At 44.3% G+C, this 21192-nt stretch carries 21 protein-coding genes; 9 read left to right on the top strand and 12 right to left on the bottom strand.

Going from position 1 to position 21192, the window contains the following annotated elements:
- Nucleotides 1-112: 112 nt before the first annotated feature.
- Complete coding sequence (locus tag GKZ87_02550) at nucleotides 113-679, top strand: hypothetical protein (GenBank protein QSI24461.1); 567 nt, start codon at nucleotides 113-115, stop codon at nucleotides 677-679.
- Nucleotides 680-1026: 347 nt separating this feature from the next.
- Here GKZ87_02550 and GKZ87_02545 read toward each other — a convergent pair whose 3' ends face one another.
- The 6 genes from GKZ87_02545 to rapZ form a co-directional block, all read right to left on the bottom strand.
- Nucleotides 1027-1941 (bottom strand): GNAT family N-acetyltransferase, encoded by a 915-nt coding sequence (locus GKZ87_02545; GenBank protein QSI24460.1) that lies wholly within the window; start codon nucleotides 1939-1941, stop codon nucleotides 1027-1029.
- 3 nt (nucleotides 1942-1944) lie between these two features.
- Nucleotides 1945-2214, bottom strand: coding sequence for a hypothetical protein (locus GKZ87_02540; GenBank protein QSI24459.1), 270 nt, complete (start codon nucleotides 2212-2214; stop codon nucleotides 1945-1947).
- Between the two features lie 76 nt (nucleotides 2215-2290).
- The gene (locus GKZ87_02535; GenBank protein ID QSI24458.1) at nucleotides 2291-2842 is read right to left on the bottom strand and encodes a nuclease; all 552 of its coding nucleotides are present in this window, start codon (nucleotides 2840-2842) and stop codon (nucleotides 2291-2293) included.
- 37 nt (nucleotides 2843-2879) lie between these two features.
- The gene (gene whiA, locus GKZ87_02530) at nucleotides 2880-3818 is read right to left on the bottom strand and encodes a DNA-binding protein WhiA (GenBank protein ID QSI24457.1); all 939 of its coding nucleotides are present in this window, start codon (nucleotides 3816-3818) and stop codon (nucleotides 2880-2882) included.
- Nucleotides 3797-4768, bottom strand: a complete 972-nt coding sequence (gene yvcK, locus GKZ87_02525) for a uridine diphosphate-N-acetylglucosamine-binding protein YvcK (protein ID QSI24456.1) — start codon at nucleotides 4766-4768, stop codon at nucleotides 3797-3799. Before yvcK ends, whiA begins: the two co-directional genes overlap by 22 nt.
- Nucleotides 4769-4772: 4 nt before the next feature.
- Nucleotides 4773-5627, bottom strand: a complete 855-nt coding sequence (gene rapZ / locus GKZ87_02520) for an RNase adapter RapZ (protein ID QSI24455.1) — start codon at nucleotides 5625-5627, stop codon at nucleotides 4773-4775.
- A gap of 842 nt (nucleotides 5628-6469) precedes the next feature.
- On the opposite strand from rapZ, the gene GKZ87_02515 reads away from it, so the two are divergent.
- The 5 genes from GKZ87_02515 to GKZ87_02495 all read left to right on the top strand — a co-directional run bounded on the left by GKZ87_02515 (nucleotide 6470) and on the right by GKZ87_02495 (nucleotide 11281).
- Entirely contained in the window at nucleotides 6470-6901 is a 432-nt protein-coding gene (locus GKZ87_02515) for a GNAT family N-acetyltransferase (protein ID QSI24454.1), read from the top strand.
- Nucleotides 6898-7815, top strand: a complete 918-nt coding sequence (rbsK, locus tag GKZ87_02510; protein QSI24453.1) for a ribokinase — start codon at nucleotides 6898-6900, stop codon at nucleotides 7813-7815. Before GKZ87_02515 ends, rbsK begins: the two co-directional genes overlap by 4 nt.
- 1 nt (nucleotide 7816) lies before the next feature.
- On the top strand, nucleotides 7817-8737 hold the full coding sequence (rihC, locus tag GKZ87_02505; GenBank protein QSI24452.1) for a ribonucleoside hydrolase RihC: 921 nt from the start codon (nucleotides 7817-7819) through the stop codon (nucleotides 8735-8737).
- A gap of 26 nt (nucleotides 8738-8763) precedes the next feature.
- Nucleotides 8764-10179 (top strand): TRAP transporter large permease subunit, encoded by a 1416-nt coding sequence (locus tag GKZ87_02500; protein QSI24451.1) that lies wholly within the window; start codon nucleotides 8764-8766, stop codon nucleotides 10177-10179.
- 94 nt (nucleotides 10180-10273) lie between these two features.
- Complete coding sequence (locus GKZ87_02495; GenBank protein QSI24450.1) at nucleotides 10274-11281, top strand: substrate-binding domain-containing protein; 1008 nt, start codon at nucleotides 10274-10276, stop codon at nucleotides 11279-11281.
- 131 nt (nucleotides 11282-11412) lie between these two features.
- Here GKZ87_02495 and GKZ87_02490 read toward each other — a convergent pair whose 3' ends face one another.
- The 5 genes from GKZ87_02490 to uvrA are packed head-to-tail and all read right to left on the bottom strand — an operon-like array spanning nucleotide 11413 to nucleotide 17731.
- Entirely contained in the window at nucleotides 11413-11571 is a 159-nt protein-coding gene (locus GKZ87_02490; protein QSI24449.1) for a rubredoxin, read from the bottom strand.
- Between the two features lie 6 nt (nucleotides 11572-11577).
- Nucleotides 11578-12498: a thioredoxin-disulfide reductase gene (trxB, locus tag GKZ87_02485; GenBank protein QSI24448.1), complete on the bottom strand. Its 921-nt coding sequence runs from the start codon at nucleotides 12496-12498 to the stop codon at nucleotides 11578-11580.
- Nucleotides 12477-13949 carry a prolipoprotein diacylglyceryl transferase gene (locus GKZ87_02480; protein QSI24447.1) on the bottom strand — a complete coding sequence of 491 codons (1473 nt, stop codon included), beginning with the start codon at nucleotides 13947-13949 and terminating at the stop codon, nucleotides 12477-12479. The genes trxB and GKZ87_02480 overlap by 22 nt, the downstream gene beginning before the upstream one ends.
- 9 nt (nucleotides 13950-13958) lie before the next feature.
- The gene (gene hprK / locus GKZ87_02475; GenBank protein QSI24446.1) at nucleotides 13959-14903 is read right to left on the bottom strand and encodes an HPr(Ser) kinase/phosphatase; all 945 of its coding nucleotides are present in this window, start codon (nucleotides 14901-14903) and stop codon (nucleotides 13959-13961) included.
- A 5-nt stretch (nucleotides 14904-14908) separates the two neighbouring features.
- Nucleotides 14909-17731 (bottom strand): excinuclease ABC subunit UvrA, encoded by a 2823-nt coding sequence (gene uvrA, locus GKZ87_02470; protein ID QSI24445.1) that lies wholly within the window; start codon nucleotides 17729-17731, stop codon nucleotides 14909-14911.
- Nucleotides 17732-18180: 449 nt separating this feature from the next.
- Here uvrA and GKZ87_02465 point away from each other — a divergent pair, with 449 nt between their 5' ends.
- The 3 genes from GKZ87_02465 to GKZ87_02455 are packed head-to-tail and all read left to right on the top strand — an operon-like array spanning nucleotide 18181 to nucleotide 19985.
- Nucleotides 18181-18708, top strand: coding sequence for a hypothetical protein (locus GKZ87_02465; protein QSI24444.1), 528 nt, complete (start codon nucleotides 18181-18183; stop codon nucleotides 18706-18708).
- 58 nt (nucleotides 18709-18766) lie between these two features.
- A complete protein-coding gene (locus tag GKZ87_02460; protein ID QSI24443.1) occupies nucleotides 18767-19249 on the top strand; it encodes a sigma-70 family RNA polymerase sigma factor in 483 nt (160 codons plus the stop codon).
- The gene (locus GKZ87_02455) at nucleotides 19236-19985 is read left to right on the top strand and encodes a hypothetical protein (GenBank protein ID QSI24442.1); all 750 of its coding nucleotides are present in this window, start codon (nucleotides 19236-19238) and stop codon (nucleotides 19983-19985) included. Before GKZ87_02460 ends, GKZ87_02455 begins: the two co-directional genes overlap by 14 nt.
- Before the next feature lie 348 nt (nucleotides 19986-20333).
- On the opposite strand, the gene GKZ87_02450 is transcribed toward GKZ87_02455, so the two are convergent.
- Complete coding sequence (locus tag GKZ87_02450; GenBank protein ID QSI24441.1) at nucleotides 20334-21188, bottom strand: DegV family EDD domain-containing protein; 855 nt, start codon at nucleotides 21186-21188, stop codon at nucleotides 20334-20336.
- Nucleotides 21189-21192: the final 4 nt, after the last annotated feature.

The raw sequence follows: 21192 nt of genomic DNA, 5'->3' as shown, positions 1-21192 counted from the left end.
AACGAGAGCCGTAAAATGTTGTTAATTTGTGCAAAATTATTGCTAATTTATATTCTTGTTTTGCTAGACGAAAAAAGCGTTTCCATATATAATGTACACAAGAGGTGATAACATGGCTAATAAAGCTGTAAATAAGAAGAAAAAGGGCATGAATGGCGAAGAGCTCGCCGGCATGCATATCTATAAGGATGATCACAACCGCTATGTGTATTATAATGTTTTCAATCATGTAGGCTACATCCTGAATGATATTCCAAAATACAAAACCTACAGTTCTCGCTTCATCGTAGGTCTGATTGGCGGAATTCTGGCATATTCCCTTGATTTGGGGGCTCTGCTCTCTATCGTTATTGGAGTGGCAGCCTATGTACTGATGGAAGTGAAGTTTCGTTTATTCCTGAAGAAGCAGACGCAGATTCCAAATTTTAAACCGAAGGAACGACCGCCAAGACTGCTGACTGCCGCAAGTGAGGAAACGAAGAAAATCTATATGAAGATTGCAGCCTACCTGCTGTTCGGCATTCTGATTATTCTTCTGCCGTTTTCTGAGGGAGGCTACGATGACCTGATGAAAGCCATGTGTATCGCACTGGGAATCCTTGCGATTTGTATTTCCCTGTTTCAGGTACGTGCTTTATTTTATAAAAAAGCAAATCCTTCTCTTGCAGACAAGAAGTAATCCGGATACGGAAAGCTGTTGAAACTCCTATTTGCTTTCATGTATTTTATTCATAATAATCAGGCACAGGTTCACCTATACGTGGACTTGTGTCTTTTTTCATATATAAAACAAGTACTCTGCCTTTTTATCGAACTCATATAATACTGTTGGATATCTACTTTTTATTGGATATCTTCCTTTATCCTAATATAGCTGCCCATACCAGGAGCTTTTACAATAACGGGGTAATCATGATGCTTTACGCAGTAAGAAACGTATTAACAAATACACTGTTTCAGCTTATCTCATGACTAATATGTTAAAGCCTTACAAAATAATAAAAAGATATGCACCAGGCACATCCTTCAATAATATTCATGAATCCACAACGGACGACTTGCCGAAGCAAACGCCTCAGCTGCTGACTTCACTTCCAAATTATAAAGCTTGTTAAACAGCTCCAGATTATTGATCCTTGCCATGATAAACGGCTGTTTCTTTGGTATTAGCAGTGGAAATATCTTTTCCAGCTTTTCACTCTGTGAAACCTCTACAAGTATCTCCTGCTCCTTGCCGATTGCGGCCTTCAACAGACGCATTAAAACCACAGATTCCAGATATACCGCTTCTTCCACATGAATCTCCTGCTTCTTTTTTTGAAAGATAACATAGCCGCATACTTCCCCTTGCCTGTTCCTGTAAACGACCATCTGTTTCTGCGTAATCACAAGCTCATTTTGCAATAGCACATAATATTCACGGTCGCGAACATAGTTCCCGTCAAAATGCTTGGTAAAGCTCTGGTAGGCCTGTAAGAGCTCCTGCGGCTCTGCGGAGTAGGATATATTTTTTAAAGAAACCTTATGCAGACATTCTCTGGGAACTGTATACAGCTTTCGTTCATAGATGGTTTCAAAACCAAACTGCTCATAGAGCTTCGGATAAAAGCCGCGAATCAGTGTTACCAGATGATTATGCCCTGCTTCATCAATCGCGGATTCCATCAGCCTGCGCATATGTCCCCTTCTGCGGTAATCCGGCAGTGTGGATACTCCGAGTAAATAGCTGATTTTCAGTTGCTTCTCCCGCAAGCGCAGGATATGCTCATTGATCTGCAGACTGGAAATGATGCGCTGATCCTGTTCCAGCGCAGTACAGCGTCCCTTGTCAAATAAATTTTTAAAATAAAAATTCAGATAATTTCGATTCTGATTCGGATAGGATTGCTTCCATAATTCATATATCTCTGCCTTGTCCTGTTTTCCTGCATTTCTCAGCATAGCTTACTCGTCTTCTTCCCGTTCTGTAAATTCCACATCTATAATATCATCAGAACCCAGATCCGAGCTGTTTCCTGTTGTATAATCCTCCTGCTGCTGATTCCAGTCATTTTCATATTCCTCCATATGCTTACGCACCTTGCGTTTGGCATACCAGATAAGAATGGAAAAAGCTATGACGATGAAAGCTACAATCGGCAGTATCACCGGCAGCAGTGTTATCACCAAAAAAATAACCAGGCAGATAAAGAGTAAATAAATGATAACATCCATGTACGATTTCCTCGCTTTCTTCTCTCATTATAATATAAAACCGCACATCTGTGAATGTAAAAGCGTAAAAACTTGATTAGTCTGGTGTTTCTGTCTGTTTCCTTTGTACCGGCTTCTGTTTTTTTCTGCGCCGGTATAGGATATACAACGCCATCACACACCACAGCAGCAGTGCGCCTGCAAGATACAGCGGGCCAACCAGTGCCGGACGGCTTTTTGTGTTTATCTCTGCCGGCTTTGCCATCGTCTGGGTCGCATCATAGGCCGCTTCCAGTCGCTTTTCATATGTATATTCCGGATTGCGGATCATTGGGTATGCATACCCCTGCTTCATCAGCTCCTCCTGTACCAGCTTATCATCCGCAAACAGATAGACCGGTACGGGTTCTTCGATTTTACTTGACGGATCGATTTCAAAGCGAATGGTTTTAGCATCCTCCAGCAGCTCGCAGGCTTCCTTCCACCCTTCCTCTTTTGTTATTTTTGTATTGAACAGTGCAACCTTTACGTCACTGTCCTGACTTTTCAGTATGATTTGATCCTGATTGCAGCTAACAAGCTTTGCCGTATAGCTTGTCGCATGCAGAAAAGGAAAAAGTGCAAACATGATAAACAGTCTTAATTTCATAAGATCACCCTTTATAGTCTGCACTTTTTATTCAATTTTATTCCTTTCGATATTGATCTGCCAGCTCCCGCAGCTTTGCGAGACGATGCTTCATACCGGATTTTGATATCGTCTCCTGAAATTCATCAGCGCAATATTCACACAGCTCATTCAAGCTTGCCTCGGGAAGCTCCTTTCTAGCAAGGGCCACATGCTGCAGCTTCTCCGGTAGGCTGTCCAGTGTACGGTAGGTTTCAATCCACTGTATATCCTCCAGCTGCTTCTTTCCTGCTGTTATGCTTTTCATTTCATTTGCCAGTTCACAGTTATCCAGACGTGTCAGGGAATTCATAAAATCACGCTGAATGCGGCTGTCTTCAAAGGTGAATACAGCATCGCTTGCTCCTACACAGCGCAAAAAATCACTGATTTTATCACTCGCTTTCAGATACACGACCTCCTGATTCCTACGCTTGATCTGCTTTGCAGGTAAATCAAAGCGCTGCATCAGCTTCCATATAAATTTTGCCAGATCAGCATTCTGTGTACTGATTTCCAGGTGATAATTGGATTTACTGGGAGAATTCACAGAGCCTCCCGCCAGAAATGCACCGGCAAGATAAGCTCTTGCACAGCATTCCTTGCGTACCATTTTACTGGAGGGATGATTCTGCAATCCCTTTTCCGTCATGATTTCCAGATCACGCAGGATTTCCATCGCTTTATTCTTTACGCGGATCACATAGATATTGTTTTTCTTCAGCTTCATTTTCTTAATGACAGAAAGCTGGGTTTCCACATGATACAGCTCCTTCAGAAAACGAAAGACACGCTTTGCGGTATTGGCATTTTCCGTTTTAATTGTCAGATGCATTCCCTCTGATGTGAAATTCATCGTAGAGCACATCTGCAGGACTGCTGTCAGCTCCGCCTTCATGCAGCAGGGATGCAGTTCATTTGCTGCAATCTGTGATTTTACTTCTGTTGTAAAAGACATTCCTCTTCATCCTTACTGTTTATAATCTCACCGAGAACATCCCGGATTTTATTTGAATCATGACGAATCAGGTCGTCATCGAAGTTTAATACATCCCGATACAGGATTTGATAGGAGTGCTCCTTTTGCGCCACCCGTACCGGCTCGCTTCCCATTTCTTTATATTTCTTTAGGATATGATCCGATGCACGGTTATTGTGGGTAATAACGATATCCACTGCTTCCGGGAAGGAATGCTTCTGAATCGCCGCAACATGATCCTCCAGTGTAAAGTCATCCGTTTCTCCCGGCTGGGTCATCGCATTGCAGAAATAGATTTTTTTCACTGTATTGCTGCGCAGCTGCTCTACAACACCGTCTACGATCAGATTCGGCATGATGCTTGTATACAGACTACCGATCCCATAGACGATGACATCTGCCTCATGAATAGCCTGTAATGCTTCTCTTGTTGGCTCCACCTTACGCTGATAAAATACCTTTTCAATCCGGTTGTTGAAGTTTGGTATGTTGCTTTCTCCGCGGACGATCGTTCCATCCTCCATTACGGCATACAGGGTAATAACCTGCAGGGAGCTTGGTATGATCTGTCCCTTAACATTCAGGAATTTGGAAAATGTGCGGATTGCCTCCATAAAGCTTCCGGTTGTCTTGGTCATCGCAGTAAGAATCAGATTCCCCAGATTGTGTCCGCCCACATCCCCGCATTCTCCATCAAAACGATAGTTCATAAGTGATGTAAAGATACTCTCCTCCTCCGCCATGGCACACATGACATTACGCACATCGCCCATAGCTGGAATATGAAACTGACGTCGGATCCGTCCGGTACTTCCCCCGTCATCCGCTACCGTTACAATGGCGGTCAAATTGATATTTTCAATCTGCTTCATACCACGTAGCATAACAGATAAACCAGTCCCTCCACCGATTACGACTACATTTTTCATTCGGTCAGCCTACTTTCTTATCTCTGTGTGATTTATAACAATGATACTGGTCTTTATAGTGGGAATACAGCCAGTTGGTGACAGACACGCTTCTATGATGTCCGCCGGTACAGCCGATACCTACTGTAAGATGATTTTTCTTTTCATTTTTATACTGGATGAATACATAATCCAGAAAGCTTTTGAGATGGCGGATAAATTCCGTTGTCTGTTCAAAGCTCATGACATAATCATAGACCGGTGCATCATCGCCTGTTTGTTCACGCAGCTCCTCTATATAATATGGATTGGGAAGAAATCTGACATCAAAAACAAGATCAACATCCATCGGCACCCCGTGCTTAAAGCCAAAGGATACAAAGGATATGGAAAATACCTGTTTGCTGTTCAGGGACAGCTTTTCCATCAATACACTTTTCAGACCGTGCTGATCCATCATCGTCGTATCAATATGCAACACAGCGCGCTCATTCAAAGCATTAAACATATCACGCTCCACCTCGATGGCTTCCTCCAGCGTATTCGCCTTGGAAAACATCATCATCGGATGATGGCGTCTTGTAAATTTATAGCGCAGCAGCAGTTTTTCATTGGATGCATCCAGGAAAACCACGCGTACATTCACATCGATATTTTCAAAATACTGCAGAAATTTCGGATAATCAATCGCTGTCGTTGCCAGAGCAATATTGCTGTAACGCGGATCCGGCTTGGCGTTTATGATTTTTCCCAGAGATTCCAGCAGCTGCACAGGAAAATTGTCGATACAGTGATATCCCATATCCTCCAGAATACCCATGGCTGTTGTTTTCCCGGCACCTGACATTCCCGTAATCAATACTACGTTTTGTTCGTTCATTGCTACCACCTCATATCATAAGTTTACCACAGCATACAGGTGTACGCCAGTTTTTAAACAAAAATTAAAAAAGTGCCTCTTATCTGTTATGATTCTCAGCCGAATCAGGTTTCTGTGCAATACACTCAAAAGCAGGGAAAAAATACAGTATAGTAATGATCATTTCTATAGCAGGCTGTTTCAACATTTTCTCTTTTCTTAGGGATGTGAATCGATGCCTTATATTCTGTTTACCACTGCAGGCGGCTATGACATATCACTACAATAGAATATATCTATCCTCTGCATGTATGTGGAAATACTCAGCGGCCATTCCATACTGCTTTTCGTTAGCAGGAAACTCATCATATACGTTCAAGCATGCTGCTGTATCCAGCTTTATTTATTCAGCGAAGGATCAATCACAGCTCCTTCTGAATTTTACATAATATCATCTTGGTATATTATAAATGACTCATTTAACAGTCATCCTAGTATACCTTCTCCTTAACATCAATCTTTCAAGCCGAGATTGATAACGGTTATGTTTACTTCTAAAATATTGAATATGTGATTGTGGATTTGTATTCATCCGTTCTCCTTCTTCATTCTTTAATGTATGCAAATTTCCTGTTCTTCAAAAATACAGCACTACCGCGGTCTATGCTTTCCCGCCTCTATGCGATAAGCTCCCGGTACTATGCAAGAATCGCAAGCGCTTTCTCGTTTTCATGGTGTAAGCGGTTTAATTTTACCACATCATTAAGGTAAAACGTTTTATCTAAACTATTGACACCGCTTTCACTCTGTGATATCATACCCTCGTAAACGTGGTAAAACGTTTTATCAAAGAGGTGAAGGACATGAGCTTGCGCTGTATGGATCACGCGCTAACCGCTGACATCTATATTGAGCTTCGTAGGAAAGTAGACTTCAAGGAATACAAAAAGAAGGATGTGGAAATCGCACTCGCTAATTCCCTGTATTCTATTGTTGTATTTGATGAGGAACGGCCGATCGGTATTGCCCGCATTGTCGGAGACGGACGCATTGCATTTTTTATAAAGGATGTGGTTGTTGATCCGGCATATCAGAAAAACCGGATTGGCAATCTGCTGATGGAGAAGCTTCACGAATATCTGGCAGCTACAGCCTGTGAGGGTGCCTACATCGGTCTCATGTCTACACCGAACTGCGTTCCCTTCTATAAAAAGCATGGCTTTCTGGAACGTCCATGTGATGGAATGGGGCCGGGCATGGTGAAATTTTACAATCCCTGTGAGGTGAAAGAATGAAAAAAGTAATTGTATTAGGTAGTTTAAACATGGATCTGACCATTCAATGTGTCGATCTTCCAAAAAACGGTGAAACCATCAACGGATCTGATTTCTTTATGAATCCTGGTGGGAAAGGCGGCAATCAGGCAGTTGCGGCAGCTAAGCTGGGTGCTGAAACACATATGATTGCCAATATCGGCAGGGATGTATTTGGTGAACAGCTTTTAACTGCATTAAACAGCTACAAAGTTCACACAGAAGGTGTCTTTTGCGACGAGCAGGTGGCAAGCGGCGTAGCTATGGTAATCCGAAGTCATGGTGATAACCGGATTATTCTCGGAAACGGTGCCAACCATACGCTGTCGGAAGCAGCATTTGTAAGCATGTTAAATCAGCTGGCACAGCGTAATGATATTTTTCTGACACAGCTGGAAAATGATTACTCCCTTGTCAGATCAGCAGTAAGGCACGCGAAGGAAAAGGGAATGTATACGATATTGAATCCTGCACCTGCCAGAGTGCTGGACAGCGATGTATATGAGAATCTGGATCTGATTGTCGTGAATCAGAGTGAATGTGAGTTACTGACAGGAATTTATCCAAGCGATGAGGATTCCTGCATGGAAGCGATGCACAGCTTTGAAGCAAAAGGTGTTGCGGCCATCATCACGCTAGGCACACACGGCAGTATGAGTAATGCCTTCGGACGGTATCTGTTTGTACCGGCACAGAGGGTCGAAACAGTGGACACTACAGGAGCTGGAGATTCCTTCATCGGAGCCTTATGCAGCTGCCTGTCAAGGGATATGGATATGAAGGAAGCAATGGAATTTGCGACCCGAGTTGCTGCACTCACCGTAACACGCATTGGTGCACAGGCATCCATTCCATATAAAGAGGAAGTAGAGCAGTACTTCAAGGAGGAAAAATGAAATGAACAAACGTCCGATTATCATTGATACCGATCCGGGTATCGATGACGCACTGGCCATTGCCATCGCATTATTTTCAGAGGAGCTGGATGTCCGGCTGATAACAACCGTCGCAGGAAATGTAGGCCTGGACAAGGTTACCTACAATGCATTGCGGCTATTGAAATACTTTGAACGCGAGGATGTTCCTGTCGCAATGGGTGCAGATCGTCCCCTTATTCGCGAATATGAGGATGCCGCAAGCGTACATGGAAAAAGCGGTATGGAGGGCTTTGATTTTGAAGAGCCTATACAGCAGCCACTCAAGGAAAATGCGGTAGACGCCATGCGCAGTGCCATCATGAGCAGTACAGAACCGGTTACGCTGGTTCCGATTGCACCGCTGACCAACATCGCCCTGCTCTTAAAAACATATCCTGAGGTAAAAGAAAATATCCAGGAAATTGTATTGATGGGTGGCAGTGCCAGTCGTGGAAATAAGGGTGTTATGGCGGAATTTAATATCGCCTTGGACCCGGAAGCTGCACACATGGTATTTCACAGTGGAGTTAAGCTGACAATGGTCGGACTGGATGTTGGTTTAAAGGCACTCGTTCTGCCTCAGGACAGCGAAGAAATCCGCACGATGAACAAAACCGGGGGAATGGCCTACTGCCTGTTCAAGAAATACCGCGGAGGGAGCTTTCATACCGGATTGAAGATGTACGATGCAACAGCGATTGCTTACCTGCTGAAGCCGGAGCTGTTTGAAGCGGTAGAGACGTATCTGGATGTCGAGTTGTACGGTACCATGACAGCCGGCTGTACACTGGTGGATTTAAAAGGCTATTTAGGGAAAGCGCCGAATGCCACTGTATGTCTGGATATCGACGGGAATGCATTCCGTACCTGGTTTAAAGAAGCCATTGCGAAATGCAGATAGAATGAGAAAAAAAGGAGAGAACTCATATGAATGATATCATCATGTATGGATCGGCACTGATTGCAGTTATTATCGTTGTCATTATGCTGATTAAAAAAATGGATATAAAAATCACACTGTTTGCCATGGGCCTTGTCTTAATGTATATCGCAATCGCCATGGGAAATCCAATTGCTATTAAGGAATTTGAATCAACCGGGCTTACCGTTCTGGATCCGTTAAAGGCTGTAATTGATCAGTTCAAGAGCACCTTGCCTGCAGCCGGCTTTATCATTCTGATTCTGGGAGGCTATTCTGCGTATATGACCAGTATCGGAGCTAACGAGGTTACTGTTCACACCCTGACAAAGCCGATTAAGAAAATCAAATCAGTTTACATTCTGGTACCGCTTGTATTTCTTATCGGTAATGTATTGTCACTGGTTATTCCAAGTGCATCCAATCTGGCAATTATCCTGTTAGCAACACTGTATCCGGTACTGCGTCAGGCCGGTATGTCTCCCCTGACTGCTGCTGCAGTCATTGCAACAACTGCCACTGTTATGCCGACTCCTCTTGGCGGTGACAATGTAGCTGTAGCAACAGAGCTGGCAAAATATCCGGCATTTGCAGGTATGAGTGTAACAGATTATGTCATTCAATATCACGCAATGATTTCCGTACCTACTTTGATAGTCATGGCTGTTGTACATTTCTTCTGGCAGAAATTCATGGATAAGAAAAATACCACTGCGATTGCAGATACGGTAGAGATCGAACAAGGAAAGGCAATACCGGAGGGCGGCTTGTATCGTTTCGTATATACGCTTCTTCCAATCTTCCCGATTCTGCTGCTGATTGTGGTTTATATCATCCGCAGTGTTACTGGAAGTAATGTGGATATCAGCGTTGAGGTCGCTTCTCTGCTTTCTTTCCTGATCGCCATCGTATGTGAAATAATCCGTACAAGAGATACCGGCAAGGTATTGAAGCAAACTGAGGATTTCTTTAAGGGAATGGGAAATTCCATGCCAATCGTTGCGCTTTTGGTTGCTGCAAGTGTCTTTGTTCTCGGTCTAAACTCCATCGGCTTAATCAATGCATTGCAGACAGCTATGCTGGGTGTTCAGGGATCTGGAATGGGCTTTGTACTGCCGCTGATTTTAATGGGTCTGACCATCTTGATCGTATTACTGAGCGGAAGTGGAACTGCATTGTTCTATGCTATGGTTCCGTTAATGGTACCACTGGCTGAGGCTGCCGGTATCTCAGCGATTGCTGTTTCTATCCCTATGGGACTATGTGGAAACCTGATGCGCGCAGTATCTCCGGTTGCTGCTGTGGTCGTTATTGTTGCAGGTACCATCAAAGCCAATCCGCTTGATATTGTAAAGCGTACTTCCGTCCCAATGATTGCCGGAGTCATTACCATGTTTGTCTTATCTATGATGATGTTCCTGTAAAATCATCAGCAATCCCTGCAGGATTATGATAAAATAAAGGTAATTATCAGGAAGGGTAATTACCTTTTTAAAAATTACAAAGCAGGAGGAACTTATGAAAGTGACCATTAAGGACATCGCAAAGAAAGCGGGAGTCAGTGCCAGCACCGTATCCCTGGTACTGAATAATCGTCCCTGCCGTGTATCACAGGCAACACGGGAAACCATCTGCACTATTGCGAAGCAGTATAATTATAAGGTCAATCAGACCGCGAGAAGTCTGGTCACCAGAAAATCCAATATCCTGGGCCTCATCATCCCGGATATTGAAAACCTGTTCTTCTCTGCATTATGCAAGCGGATGGAGGAGTATTTACGGGAGCTGGGATATGCACTGATGATCGTAAATTCTAACGATCATGTGGAGGATGACAGTATGCTGATTGATCTTCTCGTATCCAGAGGAGTCGATGGGCTGGGAATTACCGTAAGTAATGAGTCCTTTCAGGATGATAGAATACGACAAAAGCTTTCCTCCCTTTCCATTCCCTATGTGATGATTGACCGTCAGTATCCCGACCTGCATTGCAGTAAGGTTTATTTTGATAACGAAACAGGTGCTTATATGGCCATACAAAAGCTTGTTGAAAGCGGCCACAAAAAAATTGCATGCATCGGAATTTCCTCAACGAGCAAAACTGGAGCGAGCCGTGTTGCAGGCTATCGCAAAGCTATGCAGCAGTTTCAGCTTGAGGTTCGTGAGGATTATATTCTCGATGGAAACTATCGGTTTCAGGGAGGCTATGCCTGTGCCGAAAAGCTGATGAAAATGGATGTCACTGCAGCTTTTATTTGTAATGATATGATGACGCTTGGTGTCATGCGCTATTTCCAGGAGCATTCTATACGCATCCCACAGGACATATCCATCATAAGCTATGATAATACCTTAAACAGGTTTACATTAGGAACAGAAATCACCAGTGTGGATCAGGATGTTGCACTGCTGGCAAAAACTGCCTGTGATGAACTGCTGGCACAAATCAATGAACCAGAGCATCCAAAGCAGGATATCTGTTTAAAGCCGCAGCTGATTGAAAAGGACAGCGTACAAATTTTATAAAAGAGTCAGAACTATTCACTGCTTACATCGGCTTACTTTATAAACTTTTATTTGAATGTATCATAAAAGAAAAGCAGGATTCTATAAGGACAAATCGCCTTTCAGAATCCTGCTTTTTTATACGCATTCCTTTATAACTGTGTAAACATATCCTTTGGTGCCCCGCATAGAGGACACTTGAAATCCTCTGCCAGTTCTTCCCATTTAGTTCCCGGAGCAATACCTTTATCCGGTATCCCGACTTCCTCATCATATTCCCAGTTACAAATATCGCAAACGTATTTTGCCATTCTTCATCAGATCCCCTTTATCTCATGGAATGCATGCTGTGCCGCTATCGCTCCGTCATTGGTTGCCGTAACAACCTGACGCAGCTTCTTCGCAATCACATCACCGGCACCATAGATGCCCTTTGCCTTTGTTTCACAGTTCTCATCAACAACCATATAACCGCGCTCATCCAGAATACCAAGCCCTTCCAGAAAAGAGGTAGCCGGATCCAGACCGATGTACGGAAAAATACCGTGTGTTTTGATTTCTGTTTCCACATCCGTATCCACATTGCGTACGACTAGACCGGTTACCCGCATACCGTCATCCACGACGCGTACAGGGACATGCTTTGTCACTACTGTGATTTTTGGATTGTCCTTGATGGCATTTTGTACGATGCTGTCGGCACGGAATACATCCCGTCGTATTATGATATTCACCTTGCTGGCAAACTGTGTCAGATAATTTGCTTCCTCCAGTGCAGAGTTACCTCCGCCGATAACCACAACCTCCTGGTCGCGGAAGAAAGCGCCGTCACATACCGCACAATAAGATACTCCGCGTCCGACATTTTCCAGTTCGCCCGGGATATTCATCATACGTTCCTGTGTACCAGTAGCCACAATAATCGCCCTTGCTTCATATTCCGTACCATCCTCACAGATGATTTTTTTATATTCTCCATCCTCTACACGGATAACATTGCCATACAGATATTCCGCCCCAAAGGATGTGGAGTGCTCAAACATATCACTTGCAAGCTTGGCACCATTTGTTTCAATGATTCCCGGCCAATTACTGATTTCTGCAGTCTTGATCAGCTTACCGCCAGGCGCACCCATTTCCAGCATTGCCGTTTTCAGCCCGGCTCTGCTTCCATAGATTGCTGCACTCATGCCGGCAGGTCCGGCACCGATGATAATTAAATCGTAACGTCGCTCCATTCGTGATCCTCCTTTATGATCGTAATCAGTTCGTTCATGTCCTTAATGATAGCACAAGGCTTCTGTAAACGCATCTCTTGTGCTCTACTGTCTTCATAAACAAAAGCTACCGAAAAGGCTCCCATATTCTTACATGCCTCAATATCCGTAGGCGCATCCCCTACATAAATCACATCATCATGGGGAACATGCAGCTGCTCACAGGCTGTCAGAATACCAATCGGATCCGGCTTTGGACGCTGTACATCCTCACCGCCGAGAATTACCTCAAAATACTGTTCCAGCTGATACTGCTTCAGACCCATGCGGACGATATCCTGCAGCTTATTGGACATGACAGCAAGCGGATACCCCTCAGCCTTTAAATACTCCAATGTTTCCGCAACATGGGGGATCGGCTTAACAAATTCATCATGATGGGTGTGGTTGTATTCACGGTAACAGGCGATGACCTCATCCACCTGGGATGCATCGAAATAGCGGGAGAAGGACTGCTTCAGCGTTGGCCCGAGAAAGGACTGCTTTTCCTCCTCGCTTAATACATAGCCTGGCTTATATTGTGCAAAGGTATGCTCAAAGGATTTGTAAATCAGCTCCTTTGTATCCACCAGTGTACCGTCCAAATCAAAAATAACCGCCGGTTTATGCTTTTTAAACGGATAGATATTTTTAAACAGCCTGTCCCACACGCCGAGAATGCCAAGGATACCGATCAAAACACCCAGCAGGGATACCAGCTGTGCAATACGTAAACCGCCCAGCATGAGCGAATCCGTACGCATTCCTTCGATAAAGAAACGGATCATACCATACCAAGCCAGATAGGCAAAAGCCAAATCTCCGCGCTTTTTTCTGCCGTATTTCTTATAGACAACCGTAATCAGAAAGAAGCCGATCAGGTTACCGACACTTTCATATAAAAAGGTAGGCTGACGGAACGCACCATCGATATACATATGATCACGGATAAAGGATGGAAAATGATCATAGAAGCTGGCATTTACTACACCGCCATAGGCTTCCTGATTCATAAAATTCCCCCAGCGGCCGATTGCTTGGGCAAGCATCATATTTGGAAATATCACATCCAAAAGCCGTAAACCGTTATACTGATAATGATGGAAATAAAACCATCCGAAAATCGTTCCTGCAATCACACCGCCATGAATTGCCAGACCGCCCTCCCATATATAGAAGATACGGATCGGGTCTGCCGCATACAAAGTATTCCATTCAAAGGCAACATAATACAGACGAGCACCGATGATGGCAATCGGCAGCATCATTAGAAAGAAATTTTCAAATACCTCTTCCTTATAGCCCCATTTTTTGAATTGACGAAGGGACAGAAAATATGCCAGAAAGGCACCCGACAGAATCAGCACGGCATACCATGTGACCTGCAGGGAGCCAATCGTTAAAACAGTTTTAAAATCGGGAAAAAAGTTCATAAAGGCCTCCTATTGTTCATTCTTGTTCTTTTCAATATAGTCCAGGACACGCTGCTCAAATTCCTTGGCACTGTCCATCCCCATAACGGATAACATATAATTTGTCACCGCAGATTCAATAATGACTGCCATGGAACGGCCTTCACGTACCGGTACAACGATTTTCGGTATATCGATGCCCAGAATATTTTCATGCTTCTTTTCTTCAATACCAACACGGTCATAGTCCTGATCCGCTTTCCACGGCTCCAGGTTGACCTGAAAGTTGATTTCTGCTTTCGGCAATACAGAGCTTACACCAAACATACGGGATACGTTAATCACGCCGATTCCCCGTATTTCCAGCATCTCCCTTAACAGCTCCGGTGCCTTACCGACGATTTTATTATGAATACGATAACAGTCCACACGGTCATCCGCGACAAGAAGATGGCCGCGTTTGATCAGCTCCAGTGCGATCTCACTCTTTCCCATACCGCTCTCACCGCGAATCAGCACGCCTTTTCCATATATAGAAAGCAAGCCGCCGTGAATGCACATACTGGTGGCCAGCTGCTCATCCAGAAATGCGACGATATCGACAATCAGACGATAGGTAGGTGAGCTTGATAAAAAGATGGGGAAGTTTTTCCGTTTTCCATAACGCTTTAATACATCCGGGCATTTATGTCCCTTGGTAATGATGATTGCCGGCGTTTGGTCATTTGTGATAAAATCAAAGGATTTGCGCTGCTTCTGGACACTCATGGTCGAGATATAGGCGATTTCCTTATCACCGAGGATTACCAGACGCTTTTGCTGGGAATTTTCAAAATAGCCGGCCAGCTCCAGACCGGGGCGGTTGGTATCCGCTATGACGATAGGACGCTCCAAAGAAGCATCATTACCGGTTATCTGTATAAAGTCAAAATTCTCGACGAGCGTTCTGACCTTAACGGTATTCTGTTCTTCCATATGCTTTATCCTTTCTCCAGTACCTTTTTCAGATACTGACCGGTATAGCTGTTTTCCACCTTGACGATTTGTTCCGGTGTTCCGCTCGCAATGATCGTTCCGCCCTCATCTCCGCCTTCCGGCCCGATATCAATGATATAATCCGCACTTTTGATAACATCCAGATTATGCTCAATCACGATAACGGTATCTCCGTTTTCCACGATTCGCTGCAATACCTCCAGCAGCTTTTTCACATCATGGGTATGCAGACCGGTTGTCGGCTCATCCAGGATAAACAGCGTTTTTCCGGTAGCTTTTCTCTGCAGCTCGCTTGCCAGCTTGACACGCTGTGCCTCACCGCCGGATAAGGAGGTTGCACTCTGTCCCAGCTTAATGTAGCCCAGTCCGACATCCTTCAGCGTCTGCAGCTTATGTTTAATTTTATGCATATTGGAGAAAAAGTCAATCGCTTCCTCTACACTCATTTCCAGAACATCATAAATATTCTTTCCTTTATAGGTGACCTGCAAGGTTTCCTCATTGTATCGCTTTCCACCGCATTCCTCACATGGCACATAAACATCCGGTAAAAAATGCATGGAAATCCGCAGGATACCATCTCCCTGACAGGCTTCACAGCGACCGCCCTTCACATTGAAAGAGAAGCGTCCCTTTTCATAGCCGCGCATTTTTGCCTCCGGTGTCTGTGTATACAGGTCACGGATATCGTCAAACACGCCGGTATAGGTCGCCGGATTGCTTCGCGGCGTCCTTCCGATCGGATCCTGGGAAATATCAATCAGCTTATCAATATGCTCGATTCCCTTGATTCTTTTATGCTTTCCTGGACGGATTCTTGTTCTTCCCAGCGCATGCATAACCCCCTTGCTCAGCACCTCATTAACAAGAGAGGATTTTCCGCTTCCGCTGACGCCGGTCACCACTGTCAGGGTTCCCAGAGGTATTTTCACATTGACGTTTTTCAGATTATTTTCACTGGCTCCAACAATTTCCAGCTTCTTTCCATTCCCCTTGCGCCGCTTTGCAGGGATTTCAATTTTTCGTTTACCGCTCAGATACTGGCCAGTCAGAGAATTTTCATTCGCCATGACCTCCTCTGGTGTACCGGCCGCCACAACATGTCCGCCATGGATGCCTGCCCCCGGCCCGATATCAATGACGTAATCGCTGGCGCGCATCGTATCCTCATCATGCTCTACGACAATCAAAGAATTTCCCAGATCACGCATATTTTTTAATGTGTCGATCAGGCGGTCATTATCGCGCTGATGCAGACCGATACTCGGCTCATCCAGTACATAGAGCACACCGCTTAAACGGGAGCCAATCTGGGTAGCCAGACGAATTCGCTGTGCTTCTCCACCGGATAAGGAGCCTGCCAGACGATCCAGCGTCAGATAGCCCAGACCGACATTGTTCAGGAAGCCCAAACGATCACTGATTTCCTTCAAAATTAGCTTGGCGATATCCTTCTGCTGCTGTGTCAGCTCCAGCGTTTTCATAAATTCGATTGCCTGCTTGACAGACATGGTTGTCCATTCATAGATATTGATGCCACCAACACGCACACTCAATGCCTGCTCATTCAAACGGCGTCCACCACAGACCGGACATGGAGCTTCTGCCAGGAAGGTTGCATACCATTCTCTGGACATCGTGGAGCTTGTTTCCATATACCGGCGCTCAATCAGGGTACAAACACCCTCGATAAATTCCGTTTTCTTCATGACATTGCCGCTGCGGCTTGCCAGACGGTAAGAAATTAAATCCTTGGAGCCGTACAGTAAAATATCCAGCTCACTCTTTTTCAATTCCTTAATTGGTTTGTCGATATCAATTTTATAATAGTCAAGCAACGCCTTAAACCGCTGCCATTCCAGATTTTCTGTTCCTACAATATTCTTATAGTAAATGATACCGCCCTGACGAATTGACTTACTGCGATCCGGAATCAGATAATCCACATCCACCTTTTGTGTAATTCCCAGTCCCTTACAATGATCACATGCGCCAAACGGGGCATTAAAGGAGAACAGCCGCGGCTCCAGCTTCGGTATATTAAAGCCGCAGTATTTACAGGAATAATTGCTGGAGAACAGAATCTCCTCCTCATTATATGTAACAACTGCCAGACCATCACTCAGCTTCAGGGCTGTTTCCAGGGAATCATGCAGACGAGAACGGTCATTTCCTTTGACAATGCGATCCACGACAACATCTATATTATGCTTTTTATTTTTTTCCAGTGCCTCTACATCTTCCAGAAGCTTCATCTCACCATCTACACGGACTCGGATATAGCCCTCCTTGCGAAGGTGTTCAAACAAATCCTTGTGTGTTCCCTTTTTCCCGTGAACGGCCGGAGACAGGATGGTTAAACGGGTTTTATCCTCAATTTCCATGATGCGGTCCACCATCTGCTTAATTGTCTGGGATGTGATGGGCTCGTTGTGCGTCGGACAGTAAGGAACACCGATTCTCGCGTACAAAAGTCGTAAGTAATCATATATCTCTGTTACTGTTCCAACAGTGGAACGGGGATTGTTGCTGGTTGTTTTCTGATCGATGGAAATCGACGGGGAAAGTCCCTCAATGGAATCCACATCCGGCTTTTCGCTGTTGCCAAGAAACTGGCGTGCATAAGCACTCAGCGATTCCACATACCGCCGCTGTCCCTCTGCATAGACCGTATCAAATGCCAGAGAGGTTTTGCCGGAACCGGAAACCCCGGTCATGATGACAAATTTATCTCTTGGAATACGGATGTCGATGTTTTTCAGGTTGTTTTCTCTTGCGCCTTTAATGTCTATATAGTCATGATTCATAATCATTACCTCCAAACGTACCATATTATTATACATTAGTATTCCCGAAAAAGCCTAAGATTTCGCATCTTTTTTGTAGGAATTTCACTATCAGGCATTCCTATGCATGAAAAACATAAAGTTTTTTTACAAAGTATCCACGATAAATAACAGCAGAAGGTGTAAAGCAGTGCGTGGCTTTAAGCGTTTTTTAGACACGGTTTCTACTGCCGTTTTGTATATTTAAAGTCCAATTCCTATACAAAAGCAGCAGGGAAGCAGGCTGCAATGAAACAAGCATATGTGCGCTTACTGCTATATCCGGTATTCTTTTTACTGGTATTGTTTGAGAAGCCCATAAGCCTGAATTGACAGCAGATCTAAAAAATTTGAAAAAAATAAAATCTTTTGAAAGTTTTTTTAGGTATGCTGCATGTTATAGGTGTAAACAACCAGGAGGAAATGAATATATGAAAAAGAAAACCATAGTAACCGCACTGTTGATGGCAGGAATTGCCGCAGGTGTCGGAACACAGATTCATGCACAGGATACAGCTTATGTTTGCGGAGGTAATCACTCCGGCATGCATCATACAGCACATGAGTGCATACGCACATTGCAGGAACAGCAGGCGGCGAAAGCTGCTGCTGAAAAGCGGCAGGCAGAGGCTACACAGAAGCAAAAGGCAGCGGCTTCAGCTTCCTATGCTAAGACTGCAGCACAGTCAGGTACAGCTGTGAATACAAATACAGCTGTTTCCAATCAGGCAGCCACAGAGCTACCTACATCAACACCGGTACAGCGCACAGATACAACGAGCCCAGCAGTCCCTGGCTGCCCTTACCATGAGAATTGTGATGGCACACATCAGCACAATGAAAATTGCAATGGGAATCATTCATTTGGTGAAGATTGCAATAACAGCAGACAGGGCTATCACCATGGCGGTGAAGGCGGACAGGGTATGCACCACGGAAACGGGCATCACGGAAGGTAGGACTACACAAATATACAGGATTTCCTGTATAATGGAGGCATAGAGGGATGATAACGGTATGAAAAGTGAAGAGGAAATACAAAATGCCATAGAGCTGTATGCGGATATGGTGCAGAAAATTTGTGTTCTGCATATGAAGCAGCGAGCAGATGCAGAGGATGTATTTCAGACAGTCTTTCTGAAATATGCACAAAGTGCTCCGTTTCGTGACCGCGAGCATGAGAAGGCATGGCTGTTAAAGGTAACGATGAATGCATGCAGGGAGAGATTTCGCGGATGGTTCCATAAACATGTAGATTTACAGACTGATGTGGAAGCCTGTGGCAGTACCCTTACTACTTCTGCTTATTTGCTGGATGCGTTAAACCAGCTCCCTCCACATTACCGGGATGTCCTGTATCTGTTTTATTATGAAGGCTATAAGGTACGGGAAATATCTGAAATCAAAGGAAAAAAAGAGAATACAATACATACTTGGCTGAAAAGGGGCAAAGAAGCACTGCGGGAAATACTGGGAGGTGAGCTTGATGATTTTCGATGAATTTGACGGCATTCATGCCAGTGAAGAAATCAAACAAAAAACACTTCAAAATGTCATAAAGCAAAGAAACAGAAGAAAAAGAACCGGTATCGTGACGGCTCTGACAGTCTGTGTTACCTGCCTTCTGGTTATGATTCTTCAGCCCTGGAATATGGTGAAATCCAATCCTTCAGTAAAGCCTTCTCCTGCTTTGGCAGCGTACAGCTATGTAACACTGGATATCAATCCCAGCATGGAATGGAAGCTCGATGAACAGCAGAGGGTAATCGAAGTGACAGCCTACAACAAGGATGCAGATCAACTGCTTCAGCAGCTGCATTTAAAGGGTGAGCAGCTCAATGATGCGCTGGGGATGCTGCTGGAAAATGAACAGTTTTCTGCATATATGAAAAAAGGGTTTCTGGAGGTCAGTGTCTATTCTAAAAACAGCGATACGGCATTCGCCTTGGAACAGGATATCAACCGGTATCTGGAGCAGTCCCTGCCGCAAAATCAGTTTCATTGCGCGCACCTGGATGAGGAAACACATCATGAAGCACAGCAGCACCACATGTCAGGAGGAAAATATCGTGTGATTGACGAAATTCTGACGTTTGATGATACGAAGAATGTGGAAGACCTGCAAAAGCTGAGCATGAAGCAGCTCTATGCTTTATTGGAACGCTATGATCCTTCCGCTGTTCCGGAAGGCTGCCATGGACAGCAAATGCAAAAGGGGCATCATCACGGAAGATAAAGAAGCAGAATGCTTCATTATTCTGTATCAAGCCCTATTATGTTAAATGAAAAAGCAGGCAGATTTTAAAATGCTTATACAGGAATAGAAATTGCAGCATGTACGATTGCATCATATAAAAATATAAAGAAGAAGGAAGCTCCTATTTACTAAAATTATGGAGATTTCCTTCTTCTTTTCGTTATGGATATTTGTATCCGTTTATGGGTAAGAAGCATGGCAATCTGCTTTTTACGATTGCATTTCGTTAAGAGTTAAATGGTTTCAACATTTTTCATGCCGCTATTTGTCTGTCTGGAATCAGCATCACAGACTGCATACCTTATCCTTGTTGAAAATACCGTTTCGTTATTCCTTGATCTGTTTAAAATACTGTACAGCCTGGCATCCGCGTCCGGTATGAACACCTACAACACTGACAAGCTTAATAATCTGATGCGTTGCATTAGGAAATGCCTGCTTCAGCTTATCCATATAAACTTCGGCTTCACTTTCATCATCCGCATGAGCCACCGTGATCAGATAGGAATCATCCACATGCTCATTTTTCATGATTTCGATAACGCGGTCCATTGCCTTGTGCATCGTACGTACCTTGTCCAGCACGTCGATTTTACCACTGGTCTCCTCATTGATTTTCAAAATCGGTTTGATTTTCAGTAAGCCTCCCAGAGTTGCCGCAAGCGGTGTCAGCCGTCCCCCGCGTTTCAGATGCTGCAGGTCATTTGGCAGAAGAATCGTATTGGTGGTGTGAATGATCCGTGTCAGCACCTCCTTGATTTGTTCTATACTCTTCCCTGCTTCATGCAGCTGCTTTGCCAGTTTAATCATATACTCCTGTACAACAGCAGTTACATGGCAGTCTACATAATCAAAGACTATACCCAGCTGCCTTGCGATCATCTCCATCGCATTGATGGTACCGCTCAGGCCGCTGCAGATCGGCACAGCAAAAATCATTTCATATCCCTGCTGCTTCAGATTTTGAAACAGCTCCTCTATTTTCCCAAGTGAAGGCAGAGATGTGGAAAGCATCTTTCCCTCTCTCATCAAAGCATAGATTTCATCAATGCCCAATTCCTCCAAATCCTGATAATTCTTGTTGTCACAGCTTACCTGCAGAGGTACGCTGTAGATTCCATCCTTCGCAAGCTCCCCTACCGATTTGCCAGTCCCACTATCTGTCACAAATGCTATTTTCATATGA

Source organism: Erysipelotrichaceae bacterium 66202529 (assembly GCA_017161075.1).
Classification (GTDB): domain Bacteria; phylum Bacillota_I; class Bacilli_A; order Erysipelotrichales; family Erysipelotrichaceae; genus Clostridium_AQ.
This window is presented reverse-complemented; position numbering and strand designations above follow the sequence as displayed.

What these genes read in the sequence shown, in the direction of transcription:
- trxB (QSI24448.1), bottom strand. Translation starts at nt 12,498, where the DNA reads ATGGAGCGACGTTACGATTTAATTATCATCGGTGCCGGACCTGCCGGC.
- GKZ87_02450 (QSI24441.1), bottom strand. Translation starts at nt 21,188, where the DNA reads ATGAAAATAGCATTTGTGACAGATAGTGGGACTGGCAAATCGGTAGGG.
- GKZ87_02460 (QSI24443.1), top strand. Translation starts at nt 18,767, where the DNA reads ATGAAAAGTGAAGAGGAAATACAAAATGCCATAGAGCTGTATGCGGAT.
- GKZ87_02540 (QSI24459.1), bottom strand. Translation starts at nt 2,214, where the DNA reads ATGGATGTTATCATTTATTTACTCTTTATCTGCCTGGTTATTTTTTTG.
- GKZ87_02550 (QSI24461.1), top strand. Translation starts at nt 113, where the DNA reads ATGGCTAATAAAGCTGTAAATAAGAAGAAAAAGGGCATGAATGGCGAA.
- GKZ87_02495 (QSI24450.1), top strand. Translation starts at nt 10,274, where the DNA reads ATGAAAGTGACCATTAAGGACATCGCAAAGAAAGCGGGAGTCAGTGCC.
- GKZ87_02545 (QSI24460.1), bottom strand. Translation starts at nt 1,941, where the DNA reads ATGCTGAGAAATGCAGGAAAACAGGACAAGGCAGAGATATATGAATTA.
- GKZ87_02480 (QSI24447.1), bottom strand. Translation starts at nt 13,949, where the DNA reads ATGAACTTTTTTCCCGATTTTAAAACTGTTTTAACGATTGGCTCCCTG.
- rbsK (QSI24453.1), top strand. Translation starts at nt 6,898, where the DNA reads ATGAAAAAAGTAATTGTATTAGGTAGTTTAAACATGGATCTGACCATT.
- uvrA (QSI24445.1), bottom strand. Translation starts at nt 17,731, where the DNA reads ATGAATCATGACTATATAGACATTAAAGGCGCAAGAGAAAACAACCTG.
- GKZ87_02515 (QSI24454.1), top strand. Translation starts at nt 6,470, where the DNA reads ATGAGCTTGCGCTGTATGGATCACGCGCTAACCGCTGACATCTATATT.
- GKZ87_02490 (QSI24449.1), bottom strand. Translation starts at nt 11,571, where the DNA reads ATGGCAAAATACGTTTGCGATATTTGTAACTGGGAATATGATGAGGAA.
- GKZ87_02465 (QSI24444.1), top strand. Translation starts at nt 18,181, where the DNA reads ATGAAAAAGAAAACCATAGTAACCGCACTGTTGATGGCAGGAATTGCC.
- GKZ87_02500 (QSI24451.1), top strand. Translation starts at nt 8,764, where the DNA reads ATGAATGATATCATCATGTATGGATCGGCACTGATTGCAGTTATTATC.
- GKZ87_02455 (QSI24442.1), top strand. Translation starts at nt 19,236, where the DNA reads ATGATTTTCGATGAATTTGACGGCATTCATGCCAGTGAAGAAATCAAA.
- rihC (QSI24452.1), top strand. Translation starts at nt 7,817, where the DNA reads ATGAACAAACGTCCGATTATCATTGATACCGATCCGGGTATCGATGAC.
- GKZ87_02535 (QSI24458.1), bottom strand. Translation starts at nt 2,842, where the DNA reads ATGAAATTAAGACTGTTTATCATGTTTGCACTTTTTCCTTTTCTGCAT.
- rapZ (QSI24455.1), bottom strand. Translation starts at nt 5,627, where the DNA reads ATGAACGAACAAAACGTAGTATTGATTACGGGAATGTCAGGTGCCGGG.
- yvcK (QSI24456.1), bottom strand. Translation starts at nt 4,768, where the DNA reads ATGAAAAATGTAGTCGTAATCGGTGGAGGGACTGGTTTATCTGTTATG.
- hprK (QSI24446.1), bottom strand. Translation starts at nt 14,903, where the DNA reads ATGGAAGAACAGAATACCGTTAAGGTCAGAACGCTCGTCGAGAATTTT.
- whiA (QSI24457.1), bottom strand. Translation starts at nt 3,818, where the DNA reads ATGTCTTTTACAACAGAAGTAAAATCACAGATTGCAGCAAATGAACTG.